This is a genomic window from Staphylococcus sp. HMSC13A10 (assembly GCF_001808005.1).
GTDB lineage: Bacteria > Bacillota > Bacilli > Staphylococcales > Staphylococcaceae > Staphylococcus > Staphylococcus pasteuri.
In genome coordinates this window covers 106,385-132,813 of sequence record NZ_KV791823.1, presented here as the reverse complement: position 1 = coordinate 132,813, position 26,429 = coordinate 106,385, and the positions used below count along the sequence as shown (strand labels likewise).

General features: G+C 28.9%; 37 protein-coding genes and 1 pseudogene. 32 read left to right on the top strand and 6 right to left on the bottom strand.

What is annotated here, in order from left to right; all coding sequences use genetic code 11:
- The first annotated feature begins 47 nt into the window (after nt 1-47).
- From hflX to glnA, 4 genes are all read left to right on the top strand, one after another.
- Nucleotides 48-1,289 carry a GTPase HflX gene (gene hflX / locus HMPREF3125_RS00660; protein ID WP_029055423.1) on the top strand — a complete coding sequence of 414 codons (1,242 nt, stop codon included), beginning with the start codon at nt 48-50 and terminating at the stop codon, nt 1,287-1,289.
- A 14-nt stretch (nt 1,290-1,303) separates the two neighbouring features.
- Nucleotides 1,304-2,542, top strand: coding sequence for a methionine gamma-lyase family protein (locus HMPREF3125_RS00655; protein WP_070451303.1), 1,239 nt, complete (start codon nt 1,304-1,306; stop codon nt 2,540-2,542).
- Nucleotides 2,543-2,780: 238 nt separating this feature from the next.
- Nucleotides 2,781-3,146: a MerR family transcriptional regulator gene (locus HMPREF3125_RS00650; RefSeq protein WP_017638328.1), complete on the top strand. Its 366-nt coding sequence runs from the start codon at nt 2,781-2,783 to the stop codon at nt 3,144-3,146.
- Nucleotides 3,147-3,165: 19 nt separating this feature from the next.
- A complete protein-coding gene (gene glnA / locus HMPREF3125_RS00645) occupies nt 3,166-4,506 on the top strand; it encodes a type I glutamate--ammonia ligase (RefSeq protein ID WP_029055421.1) in 1,341 nt (446 codons plus the stop codon).
- 141 nt (nt 4,507-4,647) lie between these two features.
- On the opposite strand, the gene HMPREF3125_RS00640 is transcribed toward glnA, so the two are convergent.
- The 4 genes from HMPREF3125_RS00640 to HMPREF3125_RS00630 form a co-directional block, all read right to left on the bottom strand.
- Entirely contained in the window at nt 4,648-5,544 is an 897-nt protein-coding gene (locus HMPREF3125_RS00640; RefSeq protein WP_256278043.1) for a tyrosine-type recombinase/integrase, read from the bottom strand.
- A gap of 91 nt (nt 5,545-5,635) precedes the next feature.
- Entirely contained in the window at nt 5,636-5,773 is a 138-nt protein-coding gene (locus tag HMPREF3125_RS12925) for an Arm DNA-binding domain-containing protein (protein ID WP_252457966.1), read from the bottom strand.
- 41 nt (nt 5,774-5,814) lie between these two features.
- A complete protein-coding gene (locus HMPREF3125_RS00635) occupies nt 5,815-6,186 on the bottom strand; it encodes a hypothetical protein (protein WP_070451300.1) in 372 nt (123 codons plus the stop codon).
- Nucleotides 6,187-6,347: 161 nt separating this feature from the next.
- Entirely contained in the window at nt 6,348-6,728 is a 381-nt protein-coding gene (locus tag HMPREF3125_RS00630; protein WP_070451298.1) for a helix-turn-helix domain-containing protein, read from the bottom strand.
- Between the two features lie 169 nt (nt 6,729-6,897).
- Here HMPREF3125_RS00630 and HMPREF3125_RS00625 point away from each other — a divergent pair, with 169 nt between their 5' ends.
- The 3 genes from HMPREF3125_RS00625 to HMPREF3125_RS12750 are packed head-to-tail and all read left to right on the top strand — an operon-like array spanning nt 6,898 to nt 7,591.
- Nucleotides 6,898-7,116 carry a DUF739 family protein gene (locus HMPREF3125_RS00625; protein WP_070451296.1) on the top strand — a complete coding sequence of 73 codons (219 nt, stop codon included), beginning with the start codon at nt 6,898-6,900 and terminating at the stop codon, nt 7,114-7,116.
- Between the two features lie 25 nt (nt 7,117-7,141).
- Nucleotides 7,142-7,414 (top strand): hypothetical protein, encoded by a 273-nt coding sequence (locus HMPREF3125_RS00620; protein ID WP_070451294.1) that lies wholly within the window; start codon nt 7,142-7,144, stop codon nt 7,412-7,414.
- A 21-nt stretch (nt 7,415-7,435) separates the two neighbouring features.
- Nucleotides 7,436-7,591 carry a hypothetical protein gene (locus HMPREF3125_RS12750; RefSeq protein ID WP_176745264.1) on the top strand — a complete coding sequence of 52 codons (156 nt, stop codon included), beginning with the start codon at nt 7,436-7,438 and terminating at the stop codon, nt 7,589-7,591.
- Between the two features lie 258 nt (nt 7,592-7,849).
- Here the strand turns inward: HMPREF3125_RS12750 and HMPREF3125_RS00615 are convergent, their stop codons facing one another.
- Nucleotides 7,850-8,314, bottom strand: a complete 465-nt coding sequence (locus HMPREF3125_RS00615; protein ID WP_070451292.1) for a hypothetical protein — start codon at nt 8,312-8,314, stop codon at nt 7,850-7,852.
- Between the two features lie 361 nt (nt 8,315-8,675).
- On the opposite strand from HMPREF3125_RS00615, the gene HMPREF3125_RS00610 reads away from it, so the two are divergent.
- The 21 genes and pseudogenes from HMPREF3125_RS00610 (at nt 8,676) to HMPREF3125_RS00520 (ending at nt 21,335) form a co-directional block, all read left to right on the top strand.
- The gene (locus tag HMPREF3125_RS00610; protein ID WP_070451289.1) at nt 8,676-8,942 is read left to right on the top strand and encodes a hypothetical protein; all 267 of its coding nucleotides are present in this window, start codon (nt 8,676-8,678) and stop codon (nt 8,940-8,942) included.
- A gap of 4 nt (nt 8,943-8,946) precedes the next feature.
- Nucleotides 8,947-9,485: pseudogene (locus HMPREF3125_RS00605) on the top strand (host-nuclease inhibitor Gam family protein).
- On the top strand, nt 9,486-10,253 hold the full coding sequence (locus HMPREF3125_RS00600; RefSeq protein ID WP_070451287.1) for an ATP-binding protein: 768 nt from the start codon (nt 9,486-9,488) through the stop codon (nt 10,251-10,253). It abuts the pseudogene before it with no gap.
- Between the two features lie 26 nt (nt 10,254-10,279).
- Entirely contained in the window at nt 10,280-10,795 is a 516-nt protein-coding gene (locus HMPREF3125_RS00595) for a DUF669 domain-containing protein (RefSeq protein ID WP_070451285.1), read from the top strand.
- A 27-nt stretch (nt 10,796-10,822) separates the two neighbouring features.
- Nucleotides 10,823-11,779, top strand: a complete 957-nt coding sequence (locus HMPREF3125_RS00590; protein ID WP_070451283.1) for a DnaD domain protein — start codon at nt 10,823-10,825, stop codon at nt 11,777-11,779.
- 3 nt (nt 11,780-11,782) lie between these two features.
- Nucleotides 11,783-12,148 (top strand): SA1788 family PVL leukocidin-associated protein, encoded by a 366-nt coding sequence (locus tag HMPREF3125_RS00585; protein WP_070451281.1) that lies wholly within the window; start codon nt 11,783-11,785, stop codon nt 12,146-12,148.
- A 42-nt stretch (nt 12,149-12,190) separates the two neighbouring features.
- Nucleotides 12,191-12,601 (top strand): hypothetical protein, encoded by a 411-nt coding sequence (locus tag HMPREF3125_RS00580; protein WP_070451279.1) that lies wholly within the window; start codon nt 12,191-12,193, stop codon nt 12,599-12,601.
- A complete protein-coding gene (locus HMPREF3125_RS00575; RefSeq protein WP_070451277.1) occupies nt 12,598-13,155 on the top strand; it encodes a YopX family protein in 558 nt (185 codons plus the stop codon). The genes HMPREF3125_RS00580 and HMPREF3125_RS00575 overlap by 4 nt, the downstream gene beginning before the upstream one ends.
- The gene (locus tag HMPREF3125_RS00570) at nt 13,148-13,684 is read left to right on the top strand and encodes a dUTPase (protein WP_070451275.1); all 537 of its coding nucleotides are present in this window, start codon (nt 13,148-13,150) and stop codon (nt 13,682-13,684) included. The genes HMPREF3125_RS00575 and HMPREF3125_RS00570 overlap by 8 nt, the downstream gene beginning before the upstream one ends.
- Nucleotides 13,685-13,726: 42 nt before the next feature.
- On the top strand, nt 13,727-13,984 hold the full coding sequence (locus HMPREF3125_RS00565) for a hypothetical protein (RefSeq protein ID WP_070451272.1): 258 nt from the start codon (nt 13,727-13,729) through the stop codon (nt 13,982-13,984).
- Nucleotides 13,985-14,013: 29 nt separating this feature from the next.
- Nucleotides 14,014-14,508, top strand: coding sequence for a sigma factor-like helix-turn-helix DNA-binding protein (locus HMPREF3125_RS00560; protein WP_070451270.1), 495 nt, complete (start codon nt 14,014-14,016; stop codon nt 14,506-14,508).
- A 203-nt stretch (nt 14,509-14,711) separates the two neighbouring features.
- Nucleotides 14,712-14,933: a helix-turn-helix domain-containing protein gene (locus HMPREF3125_RS00555; RefSeq protein WP_070451269.1), complete on the top strand. Its 222-nt coding sequence runs from the start codon at nt 14,712-14,714 to the stop codon at nt 14,931-14,933.
- Between the two features lie 76 nt (nt 14,934-15,009).
- Complete coding sequence (locus tag HMPREF3125_RS00550) at nt 15,010-15,438, top strand: HNH endonuclease (protein ID WP_070451267.1); 429 nt, start codon at nt 15,010-15,012, stop codon at nt 15,436-15,438.
- Nucleotides 15,425-16,699 (top strand): PBSX family phage terminase large subunit, encoded by a 1,275-nt coding sequence (locus tag HMPREF3125_RS00545; RefSeq protein ID WP_047447314.1) that lies wholly within the window; start codon nt 15,425-15,427, stop codon nt 16,697-16,699. Before HMPREF3125_RS00550 ends, HMPREF3125_RS00545 begins: the two co-directional genes overlap by 14 nt.
- A 12-nt stretch (nt 16,700-16,711) precedes the next feature.
- Nucleotides 16,712-18,160 (top strand): phage portal protein, encoded by a 1,449-nt coding sequence (locus tag HMPREF3125_RS00540; protein ID WP_070451264.1) that lies wholly within the window; start codon nt 16,712-16,714, stop codon nt 18,158-18,160.
- On the top strand, nt 18,150-19,676 hold the full coding sequence (locus tag HMPREF3125_RS00535; RefSeq protein WP_070451263.1) for a minor capsid protein: 1,527 nt from the start codon (nt 18,150-18,152) through the stop codon (nt 19,674-19,676). The genes HMPREF3125_RS00540 and HMPREF3125_RS00535 overlap by 11 nt, the downstream gene beginning before the upstream one ends.
- Nucleotides 19,673-19,810, top strand: coding sequence for a hypothetical protein (locus tag HMPREF3125_RS12595; protein WP_072324149.1), 138 nt, complete (start codon nt 19,673-19,675; stop codon nt 19,808-19,810). Before HMPREF3125_RS00535 ends, HMPREF3125_RS12595 begins: the two co-directional genes overlap by 4 nt.
- A 368-nt stretch (nt 19,811-20,178) precedes the next feature.
- Nucleotides 20,179-20,337 carry a hypothetical protein gene (locus tag HMPREF3125_RS12745; protein ID WP_155979877.1) on the top strand — a complete coding sequence of 53 codons (159 nt, stop codon included), beginning with the start codon at nt 20,179-20,181 and terminating at the stop codon, nt 20,335-20,337.
- 69 nt (nt 20,338-20,406) lie between these two features.
- Nucleotides 20,407-20,655 (top strand): hypothetical protein, encoded by a 249-nt coding sequence (locus HMPREF3125_RS00530; RefSeq protein ID WP_029055418.1) that lies wholly within the window; start codon nt 20,407-20,409, stop codon nt 20,653-20,655.
- A gap of 54 nt (nt 20,656-20,709) precedes the next feature.
- Nucleotides 20,710-20,961: a hypothetical protein gene (locus HMPREF3125_RS00525; RefSeq protein WP_029055417.1), complete on the top strand. Its 252-nt coding sequence runs from the start codon at nt 20,710-20,712 to the stop codon at nt 20,959-20,961.
- A 176-nt stretch (nt 20,962-21,137) separates the two neighbouring features.
- Nucleotides 21,138-21,335, top strand: coding sequence for a hypothetical protein (locus HMPREF3125_RS00520; protein ID WP_017637898.1), 198 nt, complete (start codon nt 21,138-21,140; stop codon nt 21,333-21,335).
- 367 nt (nt 21,336-21,702) lie between these two features.
- Here the strand turns inward: HMPREF3125_RS00520 and HMPREF3125_RS00515 are convergent, their stop codons facing one another.
- A complete protein-coding gene (locus tag HMPREF3125_RS00515) occupies nt 21,703-22,728 on the bottom strand; it encodes a threonine aldolase family protein (protein WP_070451261.1) in 1,026 nt (341 codons plus the stop codon).
- A gap of 229 nt (nt 22,729-22,957) precedes the next feature.
- On the opposite strand from HMPREF3125_RS00515, the gene HMPREF3125_RS00510 reads away from it, so the two are divergent.
- The 4 genes from HMPREF3125_RS00510 (at nt 22,958) to HMPREF3125_RS00495 (ending at nt 26,428) form a co-directional block, all read left to right on the top strand.
- Entirely contained in the window at nt 22,958-23,161 is a 204-nt protein-coding gene (locus tag HMPREF3125_RS00510) for a hypothetical protein (RefSeq protein WP_029055415.1), read from the top strand.
- Nucleotides 23,162-23,191: 30 nt separating this feature from the next.
- The gene (gene cls / locus HMPREF3125_RS00505) at nt 23,192-24,673 is read left to right on the top strand and encodes a cardiolipin synthase (protein ID WP_070451259.1); all 1,482 of its coding nucleotides are present in this window, start codon (nt 23,192-23,194) and stop codon (nt 24,671-24,673) included.
- 160 nt (nt 24,674-24,833) lie between these two features.
- Nucleotides 24,834-25,697, top strand: a complete 864-nt coding sequence (locus HMPREF3125_RS00500) for an ABC transporter ATP-binding protein (RefSeq protein ID WP_017637902.1) — start codon at nt 24,834-24,836, stop codon at nt 25,695-25,697.
- Nucleotides 25,697-26,428 carry an ABC transporter permease gene (locus HMPREF3125_RS00495; protein ID WP_070451257.1) on the top strand — a complete coding sequence of 244 codons (732 nt, stop codon included), beginning with the start codon at nt 25,697-25,699 and terminating at the stop codon, nt 26,426-26,428. The genes HMPREF3125_RS00500 and HMPREF3125_RS00495 overlap by 1 nt, the downstream gene beginning before the upstream one ends.
- Nucleotide 26,429: the final 1 nt, after the last annotated feature.

Sequence of the window (26,429 nt, the reverse complement as noted above, 5' to 3'; positions counted from 1 at the left end):
CACTATGATAAAATACTTAAGAAGAAAATATAAAGGAGATGTATATCATGGCACAGCTATCAACACATGATACAAAGAAAAAATTGGAAACGGCTGTACTAATCGGTGTACATGCTCAAAATGATAATCAATTTAATTTTGAATCAACAATGGAAGAATTAGAAGCTTTATCAGAAACTTGCCAATTAAATGTAAAAGGTCAAATTACTCAAAATAGAGAACAAGTAGACCATAAATACTATGTTGGAAAAGGGAAAATTGAAGAAATACAAGCTTTTATAGAATTTCATGATATTGATGTCGTAGTAACGAATGATGAATTAACGACAGCTCAATCTAAAACATTAAATGGTAATTTGGGCATTAAGATTATCGATAGAACACAGTTAATACTTGAAATATTTGCACTAAGAGCTAAAAGTAGAGAAGGTAAATTACAAGTTGAACTTGCACAACTTGATTATTTATTACCTAGATTACAAGGACATGGACGTAGCTTATCACGTCTTGGTGGTGGAATTGGAACTAGAGGTCCTGGTGAAACGAAACTTGAAATGGACCGTCGACATATTCGTACTAGAATGAACGAAATTAAACATCAATTACAAACGGTAGTAGAACATAGAGATCGTTATCGTAGTAAACGTGAACAGAATCAAGTATTTCAAATTGCTTTAGTGGGTTATACCAATGCTGGTAAATCATCATGGTTTAATGTACTTGCTAATGAAACAACTTATGAAAAGAACCAGTTGTTCGCCACATTAGATCCTAAAACAAGACAAATTCAGATCAATGAAGGCTTTAACTTAATTATTTCTGATACAGTTGGATTTATACAAAAGTTACCTACCACATTAGTTGCTGCTTTTAAATCAACGTTAGAAGAAGCAAAAGGTGCAGATTTATTATTACATGTGGTAGACGCAAGTCATTCAGAGTATCGTTCACAGTATGATACGGTTAATCAATTGATTAAACAATTAGACATGGATCAAATTCCACAAGCCGTTATTTTTAATAAAAAAGACCAGTGTGATAGCCAAATGGATTTACCAGTTTCAAACAATCCATATGTATTTGTATCAAGTCGCTACGATAGTGACAAAGATAAAGTTAAAGACTTATTAATTAATCAAATTAAAGATAATTTAACTTACTATGAAGAAACTGTACCAAGTTCTGATGCTGATCGATTATATTTCTTAAAACAACATACATTAGTAAGTGAATTAGAATTTAATGAAAATGATGCGACATATGAAATTAAAGGATATAAAAAAATATAAAGGAAGTTAGTAAGATGACAGATATGACAAGTCTTATTGAAGACGTTGAAAATACATTATCTCCATATTTTAAAGAAATTGAACGTGTTGCTTTAATTAATCAGGAAAAAGTTTTAGACGCGTTTCATGCGGTGAAAGCGACAGAAAGTGACTTATTAGGTACGACTGGTTATGGGTACGATGATTTTGGTAGGGATCATTTAGAAGAAATATATGCTAAAACATTTAAAGCCGAAGATGCTATCGTACGTCCACAAATTATTTCTGGTACTCATGCAATCACATTAGCATTACAAAGTAATTTAAAATATGGTGATGAATTATTATATATCACTGGAAGTCCTTATGATACGTTACTAGAAGTTATAGGCGTGAACGGAAACGGGATTGAAAGTTTAAAAGAACATGGTGTTACATATAATGAAGTTGCATTAAATGAAGGTAAAATTGATATACCAGAGGTTCTGAAATCTATTAATAAACAAACTAAAGTTGTGGCAATACAACGTTCTAAAGGTTATGATCAACGACCATCTATTCCAGTTGATGAAATAAAAGAAGCAATAGAAGCAATAAAAGAACAATATCCTGATGTCATTATTTTTGTAGATAATTGTTATGGTGAATTTGTTGAAGAACAAGAACCTATCGAAGTAGGCGCTGATTTAATAGCTGGTTCATTAATTAAAAATCCTGGTGGTGGGCTAGCTAAAATTGGAGGCTATATCGCAGGGAAAAAAGATTTAATAGCACGTTGCGGTTATAGACTTACTGCTCCAGGTATTGGTAAAGAAGCAGGTGCCTCTTTAAATTCATTACAAGAAATGTATCAAGGTTTCTTCCTAGCACCACACGTTGTAAGTCAAAGTTTAAAAGGTGCTTTATTTACTAGTCTATTATTAGAAAAATTAAATATGACAACATCACCAAAATATAATGTTAAACGTACTGATTTAATACAAACAGTGACATTTGATACAAAAGAACAGATGATATCATTTTGTCAGAGTATACAACATGCGTCACCAATTAATGCACACTTTAGTCCTGAGCCAAGCTATATGCCAGGATACGAAGATGACGTGATAATGGCAGCAGGTACGTTTGTACAAGGATCTTCAATTGAATTATCTGCTGATGGTCCTATACGAGAACCATATGAAGCTTATGTTCAAGGTGGATTAACATATGAACATGTTAAACTAGCAGTCACACGAGCAGTCAAACAATTAAAAGAACAAGGGCTTGTGTAACATTGAGATAATCTCAGAGTAATTTAAAACTTCGAGATTTTTCTTATTTTATCAGAAAATTTTAAATTTATTTTTCGAAATATAGGGTATTTGGTTAAAAAGAGATACTTTTAGGGGTGGAAAATGCAATAAAATCAGTATTTTGAGAGCATATGTCAGAAAACCTAACATATTTTTGTAATATGAGCTAAACTATGCTAAATTAAGTACAAGTTCAAAAGTGGAGGAGAGGTTATAGATGTCTAATGATTCTATCAGACGAAATATGGCCGTATTCTCCATGAGTGTTGTTAGTCAATTAACAGAATTAAGTCCTAGACAAATTCGTTACTATGAAACACATGAACTAGTTATGCCGGCAAGAACTGAAGGAAATAAGAGATTATTTTCGCTGAATGATTTGGAAAGATTATTAGAAATTAAATCTTTAATTGAAAAAGGATTTAATATTAAAGGTATTAAACAAATTATTCATAATCAACAAAATCACTTAACATCAGACGAACAAGAAACTAGAAAAAGAATGATTGTAGATGCAACTCAAAAACCACATGGCGAAACTTTGCCAATAAATCGAGGAGATTTATCCCGATTTATAAAATAAAATTTGGAGGATTTTAAGTATGCCTAAACGTAGTTTTACAAAAGATGATATTCGTAAGTTTGCTGAAGAAGAGAACGTAAGATATTTAAGATTACAATTCACAGATATATTAGGAACAATTAAAAATGTTGAAGTACCAGTAAGCCAATTAGAGAAAGTATTAGATAACGAAATGATGTTCGATGGATCATCTATCGAAGGTTTCGTACGTATCGAAGAATCTGACATGTACTTACAACCTGACTTAGATACATGGGTAATCTTCCCATGGACAGCTGGTCAAGGTAAAGTTGCACGTTTAATCTGTGACGTATACAAAACAGATGGTACACCATTTGAAGGTGACCCACGTAATAACTTAAAACGTGTATTGAGAGAAATGGAAGATTTAGGTTACACAGATTTCAACTTAGGACCTGAACCAGAATTCTTCTTATTCAAATTAGATGAAAAAGGCGAACCAACATTAGAATTAAATGATGATGGTGGTTACTTCGACTTAGCACCAACAGACTTAGGTGAAAACTGTCGTCGTGATATCGTTCTTGAATTAGAGGACATGGGCTTTGATATCGAAGCAAGTCACCATGAGGTTGCACCTGGACAACATGAAATTGACTTTAAATATGCAGATGCGATAACAGCATGTGATAATATCCAAACATTTAAATTAGTTGTTAAAACAATCGCTCGTAAACATAACTTACATGCGACATTTATGCCAAAACCATTATTCGGTGTAAACGGAAGCGGAATGCACTTTAACGTATCATTATTCAAAGGTAAAGAAAATGCATTCTATGATCCAAATGGCGAAATGGAATTAACAGATACAGCTTACCAATTTACAGCTGGTATTCTTAAAAATGCACGTGGATTCACTGCAGTTTGTAACCCATTAGTAAACTCATACAAACGTTTAGTTCCAGGTTACGAAGCACCATGTTACATTGCATGGAGTGGTAAAAACCGTTCACCATTAGTACGTGTACCATCTTCAAGAGGTTTATCTACTCGTGTTGAAGTACGTTCAGTAGACCCAGCAGCTAACCCATACATGGCATTAGCAGCAATCTTAGAAGCTGGACTAGACGGTATTAAAAACAAATTAGAAGTTCCTAAACCAGTAAACCAAAATATTTACGAAATGAATCGCGAAGAACGTGAAGCTGTAGGTATTGAAGACTTACCTTCAACACTATACACTGCGTTAAAAGCTATGCGTGAAAATCCAACAATCAAAAAAGCTTTAGGTAATCATATCTATAACCAATTCCTTAATTCAAAATCAATTGAATGGGATTACTATAGAACTCAAGTATCTGAATGGGAAAGAGATCAGTACATGAAACAATACTAAAGCGCTAAACAATATTGGGGAATATTGTTATATCAAGGGCTAGAGCATTTTTGCTTTAGCTCTTTTTTGTTTAAAATGGGCAACTAATATAAGAAATTTAACGATAAAATTGATAACTGGGCAACTTTTGGGCAACTAAGTTTAAAAAACATCTTTTATGTACTTTTCAAAATTATCTTTAGCGTTTTCATTCATTTTGTCTGTTACATGGCTATAAACATCACTAGTGATTGTTTCACTTTTATGACCCAATCGTTCTTGTATCACTTTCATAGGTACATTGCTTTCTAACAACAAAGTTGCATGAGTATGTCTTAATTTATGTATACTTAACTCATTACCTTCACCTAATAATTTACGTGTAACATAAATCATAGTGTTATGTGTAGTAGATCGTGGAAGCGGGTCTCCAAATTCATTACAAAAGATAAAATCATAATTTGTATTATATAACTCACTATTCGCAATTTTATTACCATTTTGTAACAATTTTAATTTGAATAGTTCATTTGCCAACTCATCGCTAATAAATATAGTTCGATTCTCTTTATTTTTAGTTGGACCAAATGTATTTTTCTTTTGGTTATAGCTTTTATTTATTTTTATTGTTTTACTCTTTCTATCATAGTCATTCCAGTTTAAAGCACTAGCTTCTCCAATTCTCATACCAGTTTCTATAAATGTTCTAAATAAAAAGTACTGATACATATCTCTTTTTCTTACAGTCTCTAAAAATGGCCGTATTTTTTCTTTAGGTAAGTATTTAGCTTTTTCTTGTTCTTTCAAATTTTTATGTTGGAGTGTAATTCCATCACATGGATTAAAATAGATTAACCTATCATATTTCGCACGTTCTAATGCACGTTTAAGCAAATTATGTGTTTTTGATAGAGTTGATTTACTATAGCCATTATCTATAAGATGATTTATAAATTTTTGGTGCATGGATGGTGTTATAGCTTTAATATCAACATCGTTATAGAAACTTAAAATTCTCTTTTTAGAAAATTGTTCAATTTCATATGAATTGTCGCTTATTTTATTTTTACGCCAAGTTTCAAGGTAGTAATTAAGCCATTCATTAAGAGAATAATGTTTTTCTTCTTTAAAGCCTTTTTTTAAATTTAATTCAGTTTCTAATGCGTTTTTTTTTGGCTTCTGCTTTAGTTTTAAAACCTGAACGGCTAATATATTTTTTATTTCCGAGTTCATCTAGATAATGTACTTTATATCTCCATTTATTTCCTCTTTTTTCAAAATATGCCATTTAACCATCTCCTAGCTGTTTATTTCTTAAGTTGTAATGAGTTAATCTGTAATTTTGTCGAAATGTTTTAAATTTGGATATTTGATTTTATAAAATGTGATATTTTGTTTAATAAAAATTGAAGTAGTATCAAAGTGGATTGCTAGATTTGAAAATGAATTTAAATGAGGACTTTCAATTGCATCAATAAGTAGGTTGAGAGGGATTAATTCTAAAATACCATTACTTGATAAATAACTAGTTTTGTATGACTTCCTTTTGCCATATGACGTTATTGGTTCATTAATAGTTAAATCTGGTATTATAGATTTATTTATATATAGTGTATTACCAATTACACAGCTTTCTAATTTTTGAGGGCAATCAATATACTTTACTTCAATTTTATTTATCATCTCCTTGCAAGTCTGCATAGTAGATCACTTCCTTTTCATTTATATTTATAAAATTGAAATTTAAATTTTTATGTTTATCATCACCAATCTCTTCAGAAGTTAACTAAATGCAAAATTTATATATAAAAAAAGAGAACACACTTATTCTAATATGATTATTAGTATAATTAGCATTCTCTTTATATATCGCCTTTGCTTTCTTTAATAAATTTTATATATTTTATTATATGTTTCATTTCTTCATCTGTAACATCATCACTAATGTGTGCCGCTATAATTTGTTTATTATGGCTTAACTGTCGTCTTTCTTCATCACTAGGACGCTCAGATGAAACATCATAGCCAAGTAACCAAGCTTCGCTTACATCTAAAGTTTTGGACAAAATATATAACTTCTTTTGTCCTGGTGTAGTTTTGCCATTTACGTATTGGCTTAAATCGGTTTTTGTAATTTTAGCACCGTTATCACTTAGTAACTTAGATTTATTTATTATATCTATTTGCTTCATTTTTTTCTCAGACATTGCTTTTTTTAATCTAGAACTAAATGATTCTCTCATTTTATGATTTCCTCCTATTCAATTTATAAACTAATTATAGACAAACTTGAATAAAAGTTCAATTTAAAAATTCAAAAATAAACAACAAAAGTATTGCTCTTTATTTTGTAGTGTGATAAATTATATTTACAAAGTTCAAAAAAATTGAACTAGAAAGGAGGAGCTCTTTATGTATTTTGATTATTCAGTTTTAAATGGAAAAATAGTAGAGAAATATGGTAGTAGATGTAATTTTGCATTAGCAATGAAGCTTTCTGAAAGAAGTCTATCTTTAAAATTAAATAATAAAGTTGGATGGAAGGATAGAGAAATAATCAAGGCCGTTAAGCTTTTGGGTATTAAGAAATCAGATATAGCATCTTATTTTTTTAATACTAAAGTTCAATAGTTTTGAATTGAAGGTTGTGAGAACTATGTTAAACATTCAACTTGATGAACAAACAATTAATGAACTAGTTAACGAAAAAGTTGAAGAAATTTTAAACAAATATAAAAGACAAGTTGCAACTGTAGATATAAAAGACTTAGTCAAAATTACTGGATTAAGTCAATCAACATTACAAAATAAAATTGTCTGTGAACCTGAAATTGTAGAAGTTACTAGGCGTTTAGGCACTCGTGTTTTATATCTTTATCCTCAAGTTTTAGACGCTTATCAAACTGTAATTAATCGACTAGGTTCATAAATATTTAGAGGAGTAATGTACATGATCAAACAATTATTAAATGACAAATCATTATTAGAAAAATTTAAAGATAAAGATGAATTGAATGAATGTGTAAAAAAGATAAAGAAGGAACAAGTGAAATTAAAAATTGAGAGTAATAGAGTAGTTAATTTTAGTGATTTAAGAGGTGCGTAATTGAAAGAATTAAAATATTAAAAATAGCACTCCTAATCGTCATCTTGGCGGAAGAGATTAGGAATGCTATGGGTGAGAAAATATTTGAATTGATTATAAAAAATATTAACGCAATAAATGTTAAAAGTTGTTCCATGGATTTATCTTAATTAGTTTAATCTAATACATGATTATTTATAGGAGGGAATATTATATTATTCACTAATATTTGTATCATTTTAACAATTGTTTTCATAACTTTAACAACATTTATAAACATTAAAAAATAAACTTTTGTTTGTGGCTAAATCCATTAATAAGTTTATTAGTGTTAATTTCAATTACTTTGGGTTTATCAGTTAAGTAATAAGAAAATTCTATTTTGGCTTCTGGTATAAAGGTTTCCTTCGTCCTAAATTGATAAGAATTATATGGCGAGAATAAAGGATTAGGGTATTTTAACCATTCTTTTTCAGGAGGTTTAACTTCATTGTGTAATAACTTAGCACCTTCATTACTGTATAAATTAATTTCTTTAACAACAATTGTAGTTGATGAAGTATTACAAAGGATGAAACTAAATTTGATTAAGTCACTATGATATTCTAAATCCTCTACATCATGATCACTTAAATCAATATGTGGACGATTAACTATAAATGTATAGATGAAACTAACAATAGCTATTATCAAAGCCACTAAAGCAATGATATTTGAAAATAATGTTGATTGAAAAAAGTCCATCAATTTTCACCCCCGTTCATCGCAGTAGCGATAATTAAATTATACAGTTGATTTAAATATAAAATAAGTGGTTTGCAACATAAATTTAGGAATTTAATTTTTTGGAGATGATTATTATAAGTAGAAGTGAAATTCCATTCTTTGCAGCATATTTTTTAACATTGATTTTATCATTTGTATTTATGCTTATAGGTATATATTTTACGACTTCAATAGTATTAAGTTTTTTTATTGGATTAGCACTATATTTATACCTAGAAAATAAAATTAAAAATAAAAAAACTGACTGCTAACGGCAATTAGCAATCAGTAATTAAAAAATAACACACTTGAATTATACCAACAATGGAGGACAACAACAATGACAAATAATTCAAAACAAGACATGTATGAACTATATCAAAAACTTTTTGAAGAATTAAAGAAATCAGACCAAACTTGTATACTCGAAATCGAAAGAACGCCTCGTAAAGAAATTATTATTAATTTCTTACATTACCACAATAGATATAAAACCAATAACAAACTACTACAAATTTTTGAAATATATCCTGAATCACACGAAAGAATGAAAAATTATATTATTGCTGTTATGCGTGGCCAAATTTTGGTTAAGAAAGGAGCTTGATTAAATGAATGAATTACAACAACAAGAATTTGAAAGTATAGAGCACCAAGAAGAATCGTTTAAAATTACTAATTTAGATCAAGCAAATTGGGCATTTAAAAAGCTTGATGCAATCAATGCCAAAGAAAATGAGATTAATCAGCTTGCTAGTCAAGAAATTGACAGAATCAAAGATTGGCAAAGTATCCAAACTGAGCAATTAAAAAATCATAAAACTTATTTTGAGCATTTACTTACAGAATATTTTAAAGAGATGCGTCAACAAGATAATAAATTTAAATTAAATACACCATATGGAAAAGTAACTTCGCGCAAAGGTTCAAAAGTACTTCAATTAAGTAATGAACAAAACGTTATTGATCAATTAGAACAACGCGGATTTGATAAATATATCAAAGTGACTAAAAAATAAATCAAACAGATATTAAGAAAGATTTTAATGTAACTGAATCAGGAAGATTAATTGATTCAAATGGTGAAATGTTGGATGGTATTTACCTTGTTCAAAAGCCAACATCATACTCAGTCAAAGTGGGTGATTAAATGACACACGAGCCCAGTATTTTAGAAAAATTAGGTGTCAAAGATATAAGTAAACAAAATGCTAATAAGTTCTACAAATTTGCAATATACGGCAAATTTGGGACAGGTAAAACCACATTTTTAACTAAAGATAATAATGCTTTGGTATTAGATATTAATGAAGATGGCACTACTGTTACAGAAGATAGTGCTGTTGTTCAAATAAAAAATTATAAACATTTTGGATTAGTTATAAAGAAGCTGCCAGAAATTATTCAACAATTACGTGATTATGGAAAAAATATTGATGTTGTTGTGATAGAAACCATTCAAAAGCTAAGAGATATAACTATTGATGAGATTATGAATGGTAAAAGACGGAATCCTACATTCAATGATTGGGGAGAGTGTGCTTCCCGAATAGTAAAAATGTATAGGTATATATCAACAATTCAACAGAAATATCAATTTCATTTAGCTATAAGTGGTCATGAAGGCATAAATAAAGATAAAGACGAAGAAGGTAGCACAATCAATCCTACTATCACTATTGAGGCACAAGAACAAATTAGAAAGGCTATTTTAAGCCAGTCTGATGTTTTAGCAAGAATGACAATTGAAGAACACAGTGATAGTGAAGGGAAGAGATTTGAATATGTTTTAAATGCTGAACCATCTTCATTATTTGAAACTAAAATAAGGCATGCTAGCAATGTCAAAATTAGAGATAAGAAGTTTATTAATCCTAGCGTAAATGACCTTGTAGAAGCAATCAGAAATGGAAATTAATAAATATTTAAAGGGTGGTAAGAACTATGAATTTTAATATTAATCTTAATGGTGCGCAAGAATTAGGTAATTATATGAAACCTGGACTTTATAGCGTGAAAATTAAAAACTTTGAGGCTAAACAATCCAAAAATGGACATCCACAATTTGCAATTACATTTATACATAAAGAAGAAGGAGAATTTGTTCATTACGCCAATGCTGATATGGAACATAATTATGCACGTGATTGGCTATATACATTCTTAAGTGTATTAGGGCTTAAAGGTAATAATATGCAATTTAAATTTACTGAAAGAGATTTAATAGGTAAGCCAATAAACATTGAATTAGAGCGTAAATTTAATGACTATACTGACAAATGGGTTACGAATTTAAAGAGATTTTGGAAATTTGATGGTACAGCTGTATATGAAAAATATGACATTAAAGACGAAGAGAAAAACTATACTAAAGAGCAGAAAAAAACTAGTTTAGACAGTCCAGATAATCCTTATATGAGTGATTCATTTGATATAACAGATGATGATTTACCTTTTTAATTGGTCGTATTTAAAAGAGGTGGTTAGATGACAGGTTGGATTAAAATACATCGTAAAATAATCGATCATTGGATATGGGCAGATTCCAAACGATTTAAATGGTGGTTAGACATCTTATTATTAACAAATCATTCTGATAAAAAAGTGATGATTGGTGGAAATTTAGTCCTTTTGAAACGAGGTTCATTCCATACATCAGAATTGAAATTATCTGAACGTTGGAACGTGTCTAGAAATACCGTGAGAAACTATTTAAATTCGTTAGAAAAAGACAACATGATAAACACTAAAAAGACAAAAAACGGAACAACCATTAAAGTGCATAACTACGAGGTTTATCAAGGAAAAGAAGAAACTAAAAAACATATGATTGAACAACAGACTGAACAATTAAATGAACAACAAACTATACAACCAACTGAACAACAAAGTGAACAAATCATTGAACAACAGACTGAACAAAAGAGAGACAATAGACTGAACAGAACACTGAACAAATCACTGAACAAGACTAAGAATGTAAAGAATATAAAGAATGATAAGAATGTAAAGAATGAGAAGAAGGAGAAGAAGTATAAAGCCTTCGACTTCTTCCAAGAAAATGGATTTGGCTTTATCACTCAATATCTTGTCGAAGAATTAAATTATTATCTTGATAACTTTTCTCATGATTCAGACGAAATAGTCATAGCTGCACTTAAAATTGCAAAGGACAGAAACAAAGTGAATTGGGGTTATGCTAAAAGCATTTTAAATTCCTGGTTACAATCAAACTTGAATTCAATTGATCAAATAAGAGCTTATGAAATTCAACAAAAAGCATTAAGAGATCAATACACCAAACCTAAACAATTCCAACAAAGTAAAGAGAAAACGCCAGACTGGATTGAAAATCGAGACAAATATCAAGACGAAGTAGACGAAAATTTTGAGGAAGATAGGGCTAGATTTTTAAAAGAATTAAACGAACAGTGGGGTGATTAGCATTTGGACAAAGAACCTTACAAAGTAAAAATTGGAGACCATAAACTTATATTTAATAGCGACGAAGTGAAAAAGATGAAACAGCTTGGTATTACAAGATCATTAATTGTTAATAGATTTAAAAATGGTTGGCCAAGATTTTATATAGTGAATCAGCCAAAACGTATGTCTAGAAAAGATTTTGACAAAATGATAGCAATTAGAAAGCAAAATCTATTGTCAAAGCAACGGCGCTCAGTTTATAAAAAGGAACTCCAAGAAAAAAGACAACAGGAGAAATTGCACTTAAAGAAATATCCACAAAAAGTAAAAGCATCAAAATATTATTTTGATTTGCTAAATTTTGCAACTAAAGCATTCAAAAATTAAAACGCAAAATGCAAAACATAAAACAAAAATTGGAGGAATAAAATGTCAAAAATTAAACGTAAAGTAGAAATGAATTTACATCAATTAATTGAGTGGGCTTGGGAAAACAATATTAAAAATCAAGGATTTATAAGTAACAGAGATGAATTAGTATATTTCAATGATTTCGGAGATTTTGATACATGTGGAGATTTTATAGTGAAAGATTCTTTCTTTGAAGTAGAAATTGAAGAACCTTTAACACTAGAAACTCAACTTTTTGGAGTAGTTGCCATGGGGAGAGATGTTGACGAAAAATGGCATTCAACTGAAGGTGTTTTTAAAGAAATTTCAATTAAAGAAATATTGAGTGTGACCACTGATGAACTAATTCAAGATATTACTATTCATCATTACGACAAAGTGACGAAGGAATTTGTTTGTATATATAAAAATGGGGCGATGGTGGAATGATACTGAAATTTAGAGAATGGGACGCAGTAAGAGAAGAAATCTTTCCAGGAAAAGGTATGAGTTATGGTGTGAGAGAAGATTTTGATGATTCATTCAAAATTACATTCAGCCACATGGAAGATTTAGACATTATTAATGGTGATGGTTCTATAAATAGAGTAGTGATGATGTCTACAGGACTTAAAGATGTGAATGATATTGAGATATACGAAGGAGATATTGTACGTATTTTTTCTAGCGATGGTATAGATTATAACGCTCAAATCATTTTTAAAGATGGTGGCTTTTGTGCAATAGATGGAACTAAAGATAATTATTCTACTATTCGTTATAAATTATGTGAATTTGATTTGAATTTAGATGTCATCGGTAATATTTATGAAGATTTTGAGTTATTGGACGAGGATTTAGTAAATGTTGAAAGAAAAGCAAAAGTATTTGATGAAATACAAAGCAATCTCAGCCACGTATTAGATTTAGGAAAGTATGAAACATTGGATTATAAAGATTGTCAGATATTAAAAATTATTTTACAGGAGGTTAATAATGACTAATCAATTAACAGTAGATCAATTACAAGAGTTATTACAGATACAAGAGGACTTTGACGGTAGAATACCGACACTTAATTTGCAAGATAGCAAGATTGCATATGTAGTTGAATTTTTTGAATGGTTTGACACATTAGAAACGTTCAAGAACTGGAAGAAGAAACCAGGCAAACCGTTAGATGTTCAACTAGACGAGTTAGCGGATATGTTGGCATTTGGATTAAGTATTGCGAATCAAACAAGTTCAAATGCTAAAGAAATAGTTGAATCAATAAAAGAAAGCTTTAAAGATGAACTATTTAAAGAAATGTTTGATTTTAATAATAAAGAATTTGCTAAAGATGCAATTTTAGGTTTACCTGATTTGGTTTATAACGAATTTTATCCTGACTATTTCACTGTTGTTGTGGTGTTCGATATAGCATACAACATTTACTCTATTGACCAACTCATCGATGCATACAAAAAGAAAATGAAACTTAACCATACTAGGCAAGATGGAATTGCAGATATAGACAAAGGTTACGTTTAAGGTATCAAGGTATTTATAAATAAGTGAAGAAGGTGCTTTTCAATGACAACAATAATCACATTAATTAGTTTAGCTATATGTATTAGTATATTTTACTTAATGTCTATAGTTTCTATTTATTATTTAAGACTTATATTAGGTATTGTACTGAGTTTTGGAATAACATTTTTATTTACATTTTCAATTTTATTTGAGCAATTAAATTTAGTTTTACCAATTTTAATATTCGTTATGTTAATAGAAATTATTGATTTGAGAATTAAAGTTAGGAAACAGTTTGAAGACAGTGAATCAATTTAAGAATTAAAACATCAGGAGAGAACGACAACATGAGAGATTTATTAATAGAGTATAGGAATACCAGGTTGAACGTACTTAATAAAATTAAAGAACTGGAACAAAATAATACAGATGAAATAGATGACTTAACTGTTTATAAAGATATATTAAAAGATATTGATTACACTATCGAATGGTTAACTACTGGACATGAACCTGGAAACTATAATGCTATTGATAAATCTCAATGTTATTTAGTAGATCAACAAGTTTTAGAAAAAGCTTGTGATGAATCTATGTATAAAAAAGTATCTAATATGGAATATCATGATGTTATTGATGATATGGATAATCAAATAAGTTATGCGCTAATGAAACTTACGACTAAAGAGTTGGAATGTTTTATCATGGTTAAGTGTGAGCATTTATCTTATAGAGAATGTGCTGATTTATTAAATATAAAAATTGGTACAGTTCAAAACTTTTTAAAAAGAGCGCAAAAGAAAATTGATAATGAATTGATAGAGAATTTATTTTTATTATGAATTTTTGTCTTAATCTTGATACATATATAGGAGAAGTGAAATTCTCCAAGGTGTCCTAAGATTTTTGACATTATATGTTCTCCTCCCTAAACCTATCTGAGAGAAAAATCGGGTAGGTTTTTGCTATTTAAATCTATGGTAATTTAATGCATAACAATGTAATATAGTTGTGTAAGGCAAATTAAAACAAAAGGGGAATACAAATGAACAACAAGGAAATATGTCAGTTTTTAGTACAGTATTATGGAAACCCCCTAGGGCAAAACTTACATGCGGTTCCGTCTCACGAACAGATTGAAAGTTTATCTAGAGAAGGTTATATAAAAGTAGAAGGTTATGACGGTACTGAGGAAAGTCTTGATAATATAACAGTTAATATTACCGATAAAGGTAGAGAATATTACGAAAAATATTGTAAATTATAAAATAGCGCCTTAATTGGCGTTTTTTTAATGCAAAAAAATTAAAAAGCTATTAGCGTGAGAGTTGGTGATATATGGAATGGCTAGAAAAGGTTTATATGAAAAATTAGATATTGAAAGTAAATTGGGATTAGTTGAAGGTTGGAAACGTGATGGACTAACTGATGAACAAATTGCTAAGAATTTAAGTGTTTCAAAACATACATTAATTAAATGGAAAAAGAATATACCAGACTTTTTAGACGCCATAAAAAGAGGCAAAGAAGTATCTGACTATGAGTTAGAGAACGCTTTACATAAAAGGGCAGTAGGCTATTATTACGAAGAAGAAACCGTGACAAATAAAGGTAATATAGTAAAAATTAAAAAATATGAACATCCAAATCCTACATCACTAATATTTGCCCTAAAAAATAGATTACCGCATAAATACAGAGATAAAGTGGAACAAGAAATCACTCAGAAAAATATTGAAATCAATATTGGTGAATATAATGACGACGATTAAGTTAAATATTAAATATCCTAATAAGGTGTTTAATAAAAATATATTCGAAATTATTAACGATTATTCACATGTTACTGAAGTACATTATGGTGGTGGTTCAAGTGGTAAATCACATGGCGTTGTTCAAAAAGTAGTATTAAAAGCATTGAAAAAGTGGAAATATCCACGTAAAGTACTTTGGCTTAGAAAAGTCCAATCAACAATAAGTGAAAGTATATTTGAAGATGTAAAAAGCTGCTTAATTGATTTTAAAATTTGGGATTTATGTAAATGGAATAAAACTGATAACAAAGTAGTGCTACCTAATGGCGCTATTTTTTTATTTAAAGGTTTAGATAATCCAGAAAAAATTAAATCTATTAAAGCAGTATCAGATATTGTGATGGAAGAAGCGTCTGAGTTTACTTTAGATGATTACACACAATTGACACTTCGTTTAAGAGAAAGAAAACACTTGAACAAACAAATTTTTTTAATGTTTAACCCAGTATCAAAATTAAATTGGGTTTATAAAGCATTTTTTGAAACTAGTAATCCATTAAAAGATGTATTGATTAGACAATCAAGTTATAAGGATAATAAATTTTTAGATGATATGACTAAAGATACGCTAGAACAACTTGCTAATAGAAATCCAGCCTATTACAAAATATATGCGTTAGGAGAGTTCGCTACATTAGATAAATTAGTTTTTCCAAAATATGAAAAACGAATCATTAATACTGATGAAATTAGACACTTACCATCATATTTTGGACTGGATTTTGGATATATCAACGATCCAAGTGCATTTATTCATGTGAAAGTAGATGTTGAAAATGAGAAACTCTATGTTATTTCAGAGTATGTCAAAAAAGGAATGTTGAACGATGAAATAGCTAAACTTATTAAAAGTTTAGGATTTAGTAAAGAAGTGATAATTGCTGATTCAGCTGAACAAAAAAGTATAGCTGAGATTAGAAAGCATGGTATAGGAAGAATTAAACCTGCAATCAAAGGTAAAGATAGCATTATGGCCGGAATTCAATTTATTAGTCAATTTGAAATTATAGTTGATGAACGATGTTTTAAAACTATTGAAGAATTAGATAACTATACATGGAAAAAAGATAAAAATACCGGCGAATACTATAACGAACCTGTAGATACATATAATCATTGCATAGATGCACTTCGATATTCTGTATGCAATTTAATTTTTAAAGATAAGGAAACTGAAAATAAAATAGATGATTTAACAAGGATTAGAAACATGTTCTAAGGAAGTGAACTGATGACGATTTACACCCAAGAAATTAACAACACAAAGTTCTCTAAAACAGCAAATAATGATTTTTTAATCAGTAATGTAGAACAGTTATTAAAAGAAGAAGTATTACTTAGTTTGGTAAGTAAACATAAAACTGAACAAGTACCAAGGTTAGAAATGTTAGAAGATTATTATTTGAACAGAAATACTGATATTTTAACCGATAACCGAAGAATAAATGATTATAGTGATAAAGCTGACCATAGAGCTGTACATAATTATGCTAAGTATGTCACACGCTTTATAGTCGGTTATTTAACTGGTAATCCTATAACAATTACACATAAAGACGAAAATACAAATGAAAAATTAGTTGACCTTAATAAAGTGAATGATGCAGATGCTACAAATAGTGATTTAGCATTAAATTTATCTATTTATGGTCGAGCGTATGAAATTGTTTATAGAGATACTGATGATAAAGATACATTCAAATTATTAGATAGTAAAAGTACATTTGTTGTATATGACACTTCACTAGATAAAAAGATGATAGCAGGAGTTAGATACTTTAATGTTAAAGATTTAGATAATACACCAATACAAAAAATTGAAGTCTATACAACAAATAAAATCTATTACATAGAAGTTAAAGGCGGCTCTTTCAATTCTATCGATGAAATACCTCATTACTATAATGATGTTCCAATTATTGAATATTTAAATGATCAATTTAAACAAGGTGATTTTGAAAATGTTATTTCTTTAATTGATTTATATGACCAAGCACAATCAGATACTGCTAATTATATGACCGATTTAAATGATGCCATGTTAGCAATTGTTGGAAACATTGAAATAGATGGTGATGAAGCTAAAAAATTTCGACAAGCTAATATAGTTCATGTTAAACCAAGTATCAATGTGAATGGGTCAGAAGGTAATGCAGATGTTAAGTACATTTATAAACAATATGATGTTAATGGCTCAGAAGCTTATAAAACCAGATTACAAAAAGATATTCACAAATATACCAATACACCTGATCTAAGCGATGAGAATTTCAGTGGTGTTCAATCTGGTGAATCAATGAAATATAAATTGTTTGGTCTAGAGCAGGTTAGAGCTATTAAAGAACGTTTATTTAAAAAAGGGTTAATGAAGAGATATAAACTGTTATTTAATATTCTTAATTTAACAGGTGTACATAAGTATGATTATTCAACCATTGATATTACCTTTACACCTAATTTACCTAAGTCTTTAAATGAATCAATTGATGCATTCAATTCTTTAAATGGTGGAGTATCTGAACAAACTAGATTGAAATTGTTACCTATTATTGATAATCCACTTGAAGAAATCAAGAAAATGGAAGACGAACAAAATAAAGTAAAAGAAAATAGCTATAATTCATCATTTAAGACACCATTTAGCCGCGAAAATGAAATGACTGATATAAATGTCAGATAATTTAAAATATTGGCTAGAACGTGCTAAAAACGTCATGGACGCTGAATCATTAGTTGATGCACAAGTAATCATTGAAATTGAACGTATCATTTTATTGATGTATGCCGAAATTACAAAAGAATTATTAGCCTTTTATGCAAAATATGCCAAAGATACTGGACTGAGTATTCAAGAAGTTAAGAAAATGGCTGATTCATTTGATGTACTAGCATTCAGTAATAAAGCGAAACAATTTGTTGAGCGCAAAGATTTCAGTGATGAGGCAAATCAATCGCTCAAACAATACAACTTAACGATGAAAGTTTCTAGAGAAAAACTATTAAAGCAGCAGCTAGATTTGATTGTGAAAGATTTTAGTTTAAATCTTCAAAATAAAATTGAGGATAAGCTAAGTGACGCAGTTAATAGAGAAGTAAAGAGACAAGCACATATACTAGGTGAACATGTTCAAATTGATGACACTGAAGTTAAAGCAGTTGTTAATAGTAATTTCAAAGGTGCTATGTGGTCTACTAGATTATGGAATGATATGGAACTTGTTCAAAAGGAAGTTGAAAGGGTAACAAGTCATATCGTAATTCGAGGTCGACACCCTAATGAATTTGTTTCTGAGTTTAAAAAGCAAACCAATTCTACTACTTATAACGCCAGTAGATTGTTAGTAACTGAATCAGCACGTGTACAAACAGAATCACAAAAGATAGCTTATCTTAAAGATTTAGGTGAAGCTGGCGAATATAAATATGTTGCCAAAATAGATAGTAAAACATCTAAATTATGTCATTCACTCAATGGTAAAACATTTAAAGTTAAAGATATGGTTCCAGGTGTGAATGCGCCACCTATGCATCCTTGGTGTAGAAGTACAACAGTGCCACATGTCGGCAGTTGGCGAGACAAGTTCTTTAAAGAGCGTGAAGGTAAATATCAGGTAGAAGATGACACAACCAATGATGAATTACAACAAGCTAAAGTATTAGGAAAGAAAATATATATTACTGATCAAGCAATTGATAAAGTCAGATATGTTGATATTCCAACACATACCAAAGAAGAAAATCAATTTATACAAGAACAACATAAAAAATTACTTAAAGATGCCAAAGAAAATAATGATAGTAATGAAGTAGCATACTTATTAAAAGATGGTAAAGTTACAAAAGTATATGGAAATCAAAATAGTGTATCCTTTGTACCAGGGGAAAAAGCAACCGAATTATTATTTAACAGTAAACCAAATTCAATTGTTATGTTACATAACCATCCTGGACAGTCAGGATTTTCAGAATATGATTTATTTACATTTTTTAAGCATCCATCAATAAAATCAATGACAATCGTTACTAATAAGGGACAAGTAAAATTTATTACCAAGTCAGATAGGTTTCAAGGTAAAATAGTGAGTAAATTTTGTGCTAAATATTTTATGCAAATTAATATTATTAATGATAGCCATATTGAAAAATTATTGAAAAAACTTTATAGTATAAATATGATTAAATATAAAGTGAGATGATTTTAATTATGTTAGATTCACAATTAGATGGAAATGTAACTGCAAAAGAATTGAGTGAATCTTTTAAAGAGTTAGTTGAAGAATTTGAACGTATAGAAAAAGCGAATAAGAATTCAAATTCAAAAGATAAATAGCATCCTTTCTACACAAATATATAGAAAGTGGTGCTATTTTTATATATTATTTTAACCTTCCAATGTGAAGGTTATTTTTTATTGTCCAAAACGTGCTGATGACATTTTAGTATCCAATTAACTTTAGAAATTGTAATTGAATACCACAACTAAAAAAATAACTATTGTAGTTATTATATATTTATAATATAATATTTTTATAAAATTTTCAGTATTCAAAGGTGTTTAAATAGTTTTTACATAACTAGATGGAAATATAATAATGAAAGAATTACGTGAAATTTTGGACAACGAAATTAAGATAGATAAAAAAAGAGAAAGAAAAAGAACAATGATTTTCAAAACAAAATTCAAAATGAGCTGATTATATGAAGAAGCCTATATTAAGGTTAGATGGTGAGATGACAAAAGAAGAACTATTTGATTTTTTAAATATAGATATCGAAGAATATTCGGTCGAAAAGAAACAAGAAAACGAAATGAAAGAATTGACTGATGAAGACTCAATTAAAACTATAGATGAATGAGTAATTTTTAAAATTAATAGTAGGTTAATAGGTAATGTTATTAGTTTTGTTGATCAGAGGTGAAAGTGATTGCTAACTTTAAAAATTAAAGAAATAAATGATAAAAGTGTTACATATAAATATTATCCAAATGATGATGAAAATATTAAACCTGGTGTTATTCAAATGGATATAGATAGTCTTCAAATTCTCAATGCCAAAAAATCTGGTATTGAGAATAATACAATAGATAATTATTTCATACATGCAATTGATAGAATACACACGAATACTAATAAGCGATTATTTCCTGATTCTGAACTTGTAGCATGGGGATAAAACACTTATACAGTGATTTAGCTTATTTTTTAATTATTTAAAGGAGTAAAAATTATGGTAGAATTATACAAAGTCAAAGAAAGTGACAATCAAATTGAATATAAATATTTGCCTGAAAATAAAATAAGCAATGGATATGGCCAAGTAATAGTAAATAAAAATAATAATAGAGTTGATAGTTATACTTTGTCGAAATTAGAAATAGATAATGATATTTTGATATATAGAAATCATGTGTATCATGCTATTAAAAAATTTAATATGAATGGTTATTTTCCAGAAAAATATACTGTTGCTTGGTATTAAAATATATATGTGGGTGATATAAATGGTAATACTACAATTAGATGGTAATATACCTATAGAGGATTTAATAGAAGACTTGCAAGAGGATTTGAAAAAATTAAATGAAGAAAATGAATAGTAACAACAATCAGAATTAAGATATGATTTATATTCTTATAAAAATGTAGGTGAGAATATTGCATATAAGAGATGCTTATGGTCATAATGTAAAGGTAATTTTAACAAATGGAGATGAATTAAAAGGTAGAGTAATTGATTATGAAAACCCATTAGAAACAGACACTGGCAATTATGATATGGATCTTAAGACAGATTTGTGTACATACTCTATTGATGAATCCGATATAAAACAAATTGAAATTATAGAAAAGTAAATTTTATTAGGAAGTGGTTATTATGCATTTTGCACAGTTAGATGGTGAAATAACCAATAAATAGTCGCAAGAATTATTGGAAAAAGAATATAAGAAAGCGATAGAATTAGAAAAACAAAAAATCAAAAGATTAGTAGCATCCTTTCAGCATAGATAAAGAGAAAGTGATGCTATTTATATATTCTTTTAACTTTCCAATGTAAAGGTTATTTTTTATTACCCAAAACATACTGATGACAATAAAATACAAAATAGATATCAACTTTCTCAAACATATATACTTACTAAACTTCCTAACCATTAATTCAAATAAAAAAGCATCACTCCACAATAGAATGATGCCCTCTTTAATACCTATATGTATCTACTATATCAACGCTAACAATTGATCTACATTTTCTTCAGTTGTTGCCCAGCTTGTCGCAAATCTTACAACTCGATGTTGATCATCGTATTTTTCCCAAATTGCGAATTTCACTTTTTGCTCTAGTTCTGAAATTTTCTCATTACTTAATATAAAGAATTGTTGATTTGTAGGTGAATCAAAATATAATTGATAACCTTTTTCTAGGAATCCGGCTTTCATTTTATTTGCCATTTCAATTGCATGACGGCTAATTTTGAAATACAAATCATCATTAAATAACTCAAGAAATTGAATTCCTGTTAATCTTCCTTTAGCTAATAAAGCACCGTGATGCTTAATACGTGTTGTAAATTGTTTTGGTTCATTTTGTTTTGTAAATACTATTGCTTCTCCGCAAAGTGCACCAATTTTTGTACCACCAATATAAAATATATCGCAATACTTAGCTACGTCTTCAATAGTTAAGTCTGATTGATCGCTCATTAATCCATATCCTAATCTTGCGCCATCCATAAATAGAGGGAGATTGTGTTTTTGACATACTTTAGATAAAGATTCTAATTCTGGTTTTGTATATAAAGTACCATACTCGGTTGGATGTGAAATATAGACCATTCCTGGAAATACCATGTGATCACGTTTGAAATCACTATTGAAAGTGTCTAAATAGTCCTCAACACCTTTTGCAGTTATTTTTCCTTCAGACGAAGGTATTGCTAAAAATTTATGCCCACTATATTCGATAGCGCCACCTTCATGTACAGCAACATGTCCTGTGTCCGCTGAAATTACACCTTCATAACTTTCTAGTACTGAATTAATGACAACTTGATTTGTTTGTGTCCCACCGACAAGAAATCGAACGGTCGCTTTAGGACAATTGATTCTATTTTTAATTTGTTGGATAGCTTGTTCTGTAAAATGATCGAATCCATATCCTGCTGCTTGGACTCTATTTGTTTCTACTAAACGATTTAATACTTTTTCATGTGCACCTTCTAAATAATCATTTTCAAAAGATAGCATTTACTTTCCCTCCAATAAATCAGTGAAATACTTTTTCAAATAAGCGATATTTTTCTTATTACTTACACGAATGAATATATTATATCTTATTTTAAATTTATTTAAAATATATTCCGAACAATATAATTTTAATGCAAATCGTATTGACATGGTTAAACTTCAATATTAATTGAATTATTAATGAAAAAGACTTATCATTTAATCATCAAAGTGAAAAGGGGAATTGAAAATGGAGCAAATTAAATTTAAAACTTTTACAGAAAGTAGCTTAGATAAATTAGAAAATAGTGTGAATCAATATTTACAATCAGATGAAGGTGCAAGTTATAAGTTATTAAATATTACGATTAAAGAGACTGAAGAACACAGATTTCCGAATATTGAAGAAGATTTTAATGCGGTTGTGACTTTAGTTAAAAATGATAAAAATTAAAAGATAAAATGTTGTTAGGAGATTATGTTTATGGAACTAAGGTTTTCTCATGATTTGGGTATGCTATTTACAATATTATTAGTTATAGGTTTTGTAATTAATATTATTTTAGCGTTTATAATTATATTTTTAGAAAGAAATCGTCGTAGTGCTAGTTCAACTTGGGCATGGCTATTTGTATTATTTGTATTACCATTAATTGGTTTTATTCTATATTTATTTTTCGGACGCACAGTGTCTAAAAGAAAATTAGATAAAAATAACGGTAATGAATTAGATGCATTTAATGAACTTATAGATAAACAAATCAAAGAATTTGATGAAAAAACTTATGATACCGACAATCAATTAGTAAAGAAACATCATGATTTAGTTCGAATGTTATTAATGAACCAAGATGGTTTTATTACTGAAAATAACCATCTAGATTTATTTACTGATGGACATGAACTTTATGATCAAATGCTTGAAGATATTCGCAATGCGAAAGATTACATACATTTAGAATATTTTGGATTTGAGTTAGATGGTTTAGGAAAACGTATCATCAAAGCCTTGGAAGAAAAACTTAAAGAAGGATTAGAAGTTAAGTTACTATATGACGATGTTGGATCTAAAAAGATTAGTAGAGCTAACTTTAAACATTTCAATGAGCTAGGTGGAGAAGTGGAAGCATTCTTTGCCTCTAAATTACCTATCATTAACTTTAGAATGAATAACCGTAATCACCGTAAAATTGTTGTTATCGATGGCCAAGTTGGTTATATTGGTGGGTTTAATGTAGGTGATGACTATTTAGGTTTAGGTAAATTAGGTTACTGGAGAGATACTCATTTTAGAATTAAAGGGAATGCTGTAGATGGATTGCAAACACGATTTATGATGGATTGGAATTCTCAAGCACATAGACCTCAATTTGAATATAATGATAAGTATTTTCCGAAGAAACAAGTACAAGATGGACATGTACCAATGCAAATTGTGGCAAGTAGTCCAGCGGAAGATTGGCATCAAATTGAATTTGGTTATACTAAAATGATTATGAGTGCTAAGAAATCTATTTATATTCAAACACCTTATTTTATACCAGATAATTCTTATATTAATGCCATCAAAATGGCTGCAGCTACTGGTATCGAAGTACATATGATGATTCCTAGTAAGCCTGACCATCCATTCGTATACTGGGCTACATTTGCTAATGCAGCACAGTTATTAGAAAGTGGAGTACATATCTACACTTACGAAAATGGATTCTTACATTCTAAAGTATGTTTAATTGATGATGAAGTTGTTTCTGTAGGGTCTGCTAATATGGACTATAGAAGTTTCGAACTTAACTTTGAAGTTAATGCATTTGTTTATGATGAAAAAATGGCTAAAAAGATCAAGCATGCATATAAAGAAGACATTAAAAAGTCAAATGAACTTACACTAGAAGGATATAAAAATCGTTCTCTAAAAATTAAGATTAAAGAAGATTTGGCGAAATTAATTTCACCAATATTATAACCTTAGAATCTGTCACATAAAGTGGCAGATTTTTTTATTTTACGGTATTAATATTATGTAAACTTGATGACAAATGTCATATAAAGTAGTGACATTAACCACTATTTATATAATTATTTAATTGTTAATCTTAATTTATTAATTGAGAGAGGTGAAAACAATGATTGAAGCTGAACATATTGTAAAGTACTTCCATGAGACAATGGCACTTAATGATGTCAGTTTAACAATTGAAGAAGCAAAATGTACCGCACTTATAGGTAAAAATGGAGCTGGAAAATCAACATTAATAGATATTATTATTGGTAATAAAAATTACAAGTCTGGTGAAATCATAGATCATTATAATTTAATAAATAAAAAAGACATGGCCGTATTATTTCAAAAATCTCAATTTCCTAAAATGATTAAAGTAAAAGAGTTGTTTGATTTATATTGTGCTATATATGATGATCATTTAACTAAAGAAGAATTTATGAATGTAACTAATTTTCAAGAAAATCAATTAAACCAATATGCATCTAAGCTATCAGGTGGACAGCAAAGAATATTGGATTTTGCTTTAACAGTAATAGGAAAACCTAAGTTTTTAATTTTAGATGAACCGACATCTGCCATGGATATTGAAACTAGAGAACACTTTTGGAGAATCATAACTAATTTTAAGCATAAAGGTTTAACTATTTTATATACTACACATTATATTGAAGAAGTTGAAAGAATGGCTGACAATATTGCAATTTTAGATGATGGGTCTATTAGAATGACTGGCGATTTAAATAACATTAAATCAACAGAGAAAAGTTCTAGTATATTGATACCGACAAAATATAAAAACATCGTGTCAGATTTAGATAACTGTACTAAATTAGAACATAAATTTGTGATTAAAACTGAACATGTTAATGATACCATCATGAAATTAGTAAAAAGAGGACTTGATTTAAATGAAGTTGAGATACATAAAGTATCCTTATTAGAAATTTTATTTTCAAATTCAGAAGACAATGAGGGGGTATACTAATGTTACTTACTTATTTTAAAACCGAAATCATAATTTTACTTAGAAAAAAATTATATTTAATGGTATCGATATTGTTACCTTTATTTTTTTATTTACTATTTACTTCAATTTTAGATTTACCAGAACATGCAAAAGAAGTATTTTATAAAGAATATATGTACAGTATGGTAGTATTTAGTTGTATGAATTTTTGTTTAATTTCATTTCCAATAGATATGATTGAGGAGAGAAACAATGGCTGGTTTAAACATCTCATGACGACGCCTCTAAATCCATTAAATTATTATTTAGTTAAATTAGCACGAACAATAATACAATTTTTATTATCAATTATTATTATATTTACAGTTGCACATTTTTATAATACAGTGAACATGCATTTTACAGAGTGGATTACATCTGCGTTCATATTATGGCTTGGAGCAAGTCTGTTTTTAACATTGGGGCTTGTCATAGCGCAATCTAATGATGCTCAAAAAGCTAGTAGTATTGCCAATTTAATTAATTTAGGATTAGCAATATTAGGTGGATTATGGTTTCCTACTCATACATTTCCTGATTGGTTACAAAAAATTTCTAAATTAACACCTACATATCACCTGAAAAATATAGCTTATAGTTTAAGTAAGGGACAGGGATTGGATTATGGTTCTTTAATTATTATGGTCATTTACAGTATGATATTTTTGTTTATAGCTTTACAGATTAATAAAAAGAAAGATGTTGAATAAC

Excerpts from the sequence above, each read along its gene's own strand:
- HMPREF3125_RS00495 (WP_070451257.1), top strand. The coding sequence starts at position 25,697 with ATGTTACTTACTTATTTTAAAACCGAAATCATAATTTTACTTAGAAAA.
- HMPREF3125_RS00625 (WP_070451296.1), top strand. The coding sequence starts at position 6,898 with ATGTATTTTGATTATTCAGTTTTAAATGGAAAAATAGTAGAGAAATAT.
- HMPREF3125_RS00570 (WP_070451275.1), top strand. The coding sequence starts at position 13,148 with ATGACTAATCAATTAACAGTAGATCAATTACAAGAGTTATTACAGATA.
- HMPREF3125_RS00580 (WP_070451279.1), top strand. The coding sequence starts at position 12,191 with ATGTCAAAAATTAAACGTAAAGTAGAAATGAATTTACATCAATTAATT.
- HMPREF3125_RS00525 (WP_029055417.1), top strand. The coding sequence starts at position 20,710 with ATGGTAGAATTATACAAAGTCAAAGAAAGTGACAATCAAATTGAATAT.
- HMPREF3125_RS00635 (WP_070451300.1), bottom strand. The coding sequence starts at position 6,186 with ATGCAGACTTGCAAGGAGATGATAAATAAAATTGAAGTAAAGTATATT.
- HMPREF3125_RS00535 (WP_070451263.1), top strand. The coding sequence starts at position 18,150 with ATGTCAGATAATTTAAAATATTGGCTAGAACGTGCTAAAAACGTCATG.
- HMPREF3125_RS00510 (WP_029055415.1), top strand. The coding sequence starts at position 22,958 with ATGGAGCAAATTAAATTTAAAACTTTTACAGAAAGTAGCTTAGATAAA.
- HMPREF3125_RS00550 (WP_070451267.1), top strand. The coding sequence starts at position 15,010 with ATGGCTAGAAAAGGTTTATATGAAAAATTAGATATTGAAAGTAAATTG.
- HMPREF3125_RS00560 (WP_070451270.1), top strand. The coding sequence starts at position 14,014 with ATGAGAGATTTATTAATAGAGTATAGGAATACCAGGTTGAACGTACTT.
- HMPREF3125_RS00590 (WP_070451283.1), top strand. The coding sequence starts at position 10,823 with ATGACAGGTTGGATTAAAATACATCGTAAAATAATCGATCATTGGATA.
- HMPREF3125_RS00515 (WP_070451261.1), bottom strand. The coding sequence starts at position 22,728 with ATGCTATCTTTTGAAAATGATTATTTAGAAGGTGCACATGAAAAAGTA.
- HMPREF3125_RS00545 (WP_047447314.1), top strand. The coding sequence starts at position 15,425 with ATGACGACGATTAAGTTAAATATTAAATATCCTAATAAGGTGTTTAAT.
- HMPREF3125_RS00540 (WP_070451264.1), top strand. The coding sequence starts at position 16,712 with ATGACGATTTACACCCAAGAAATTAACAACACAAAGTTCTCTAAAACA.
- HMPREF3125_RS00630 (WP_070451298.1), bottom strand. The coding sequence starts at position 6,728 with ATGAGAGAATCATTTAGTTCTAGATTAAAAAAAGCAATGTCTGAGAAA.
- HMPREF3125_RS00610 (WP_070451289.1), top strand. The coding sequence starts at position 8,676 with ATGACAAATAATTCAAAACAAGACATGTATGAACTATATCAAAAACTT.
- HMPREF3125_RS00595 (WP_070451285.1), top strand. The coding sequence starts at position 10,280 with ATGAATTTTAATATTAATCTTAATGGTGCGCAAGAATTAGGTAATTAT.
- HMPREF3125_RS00565 (WP_070451272.1), top strand. The coding sequence starts at position 13,727 with ATGACAACAATAATCACATTAATTAGTTTAGCTATATGTATTAGTATA.
- HMPREF3125_RS00575 (WP_070451277.1), top strand. The coding sequence starts at position 12,598 with ATGATACTGAAATTTAGAGAATGGGACGCAGTAAGAGAAGAAATCTTT.
- hflX (WP_029055423.1), top strand. The coding sequence starts at position 48 with ATGGCACAGCTATCAACACATGATACAAAGAAAAAATTGGAAACGGCT.
- HMPREF3125_RS00600 (WP_070451287.1), top strand. The coding sequence starts at position 9,486 with ATGACACACGAGCCCAGTATTTTAGAAAAATTAGGTGTCAAAGATATA.
- HMPREF3125_RS00555 (WP_070451269.1), top strand. The coding sequence starts at position 14,712 with ATGAACAACAAGGAAATATGTCAGTTTTTAGTACAGTATTATGGAAAC.
- glnA (WP_029055421.1), top strand. The coding sequence starts at position 3,166 with ATGCCTAAACGTAGTTTTACAAAAGATGATATTCGTAAGTTTGCTGAA.
- HMPREF3125_RS00655 (WP_070451303.1), top strand. The coding sequence starts at position 1,304 with ATGACAGATATGACAAGTCTTATTGAAGACGTTGAAAATACATTATCT.
- HMPREF3125_RS12595 (WP_072324149.1), top strand. The coding sequence starts at position 19,673 with ATGATTTTAATTATGTTAGATTCACAATTAGATGGAAATGTAACTGCA.
- cls (WP_070451259.1), top strand. The coding sequence starts at position 23,192 with ATGGAACTAAGGTTTTCTCATGATTTGGGTATGCTATTTACAATATTA.
- HMPREF3125_RS00650 (WP_017638328.1), top strand. The coding sequence starts at position 2,781 with ATGTCTAATGATTCTATCAGACGAAATATGGCCGTATTCTCCATGAGT.
- HMPREF3125_RS00500 (WP_017637902.1), top strand. The coding sequence starts at position 24,834 with ATGATTGAAGCTGAACATATTGTAAAGTACTTCCATGAGACAATGGCA.
- HMPREF3125_RS12750 (WP_176745264.1), top strand. The coding sequence starts at position 7,436 with ATGATCAAACAATTATTAAATGACAAATCATTATTAGAAAAATTTAAA.
- HMPREF3125_RS12745 (WP_155979877.1), top strand. The coding sequence starts at position 20,179 with ATGAAGAAGCCTATATTAAGGTTAGATGGTGAGATGACAAAAGAAGAA.
- HMPREF3125_RS12925 (WP_252457966.1), bottom strand. The coding sequence starts at position 5,773 with ATGGCATATTTTGAAAAAAGAGGAAATAAATGGAGATATAAAGTACAT.
- HMPREF3125_RS00620 (WP_070451294.1), top strand. The coding sequence starts at position 7,142 with ATGTTAAACATTCAACTTGATGAACAAACAATTAATGAACTAGTTAAC.
- HMPREF3125_RS00615 (WP_070451292.1), bottom strand. The coding sequence starts at position 8,314 with ATGGACTTTTTTCAATCAACATTATTTTCAAATATCATTGCTTTAGTG.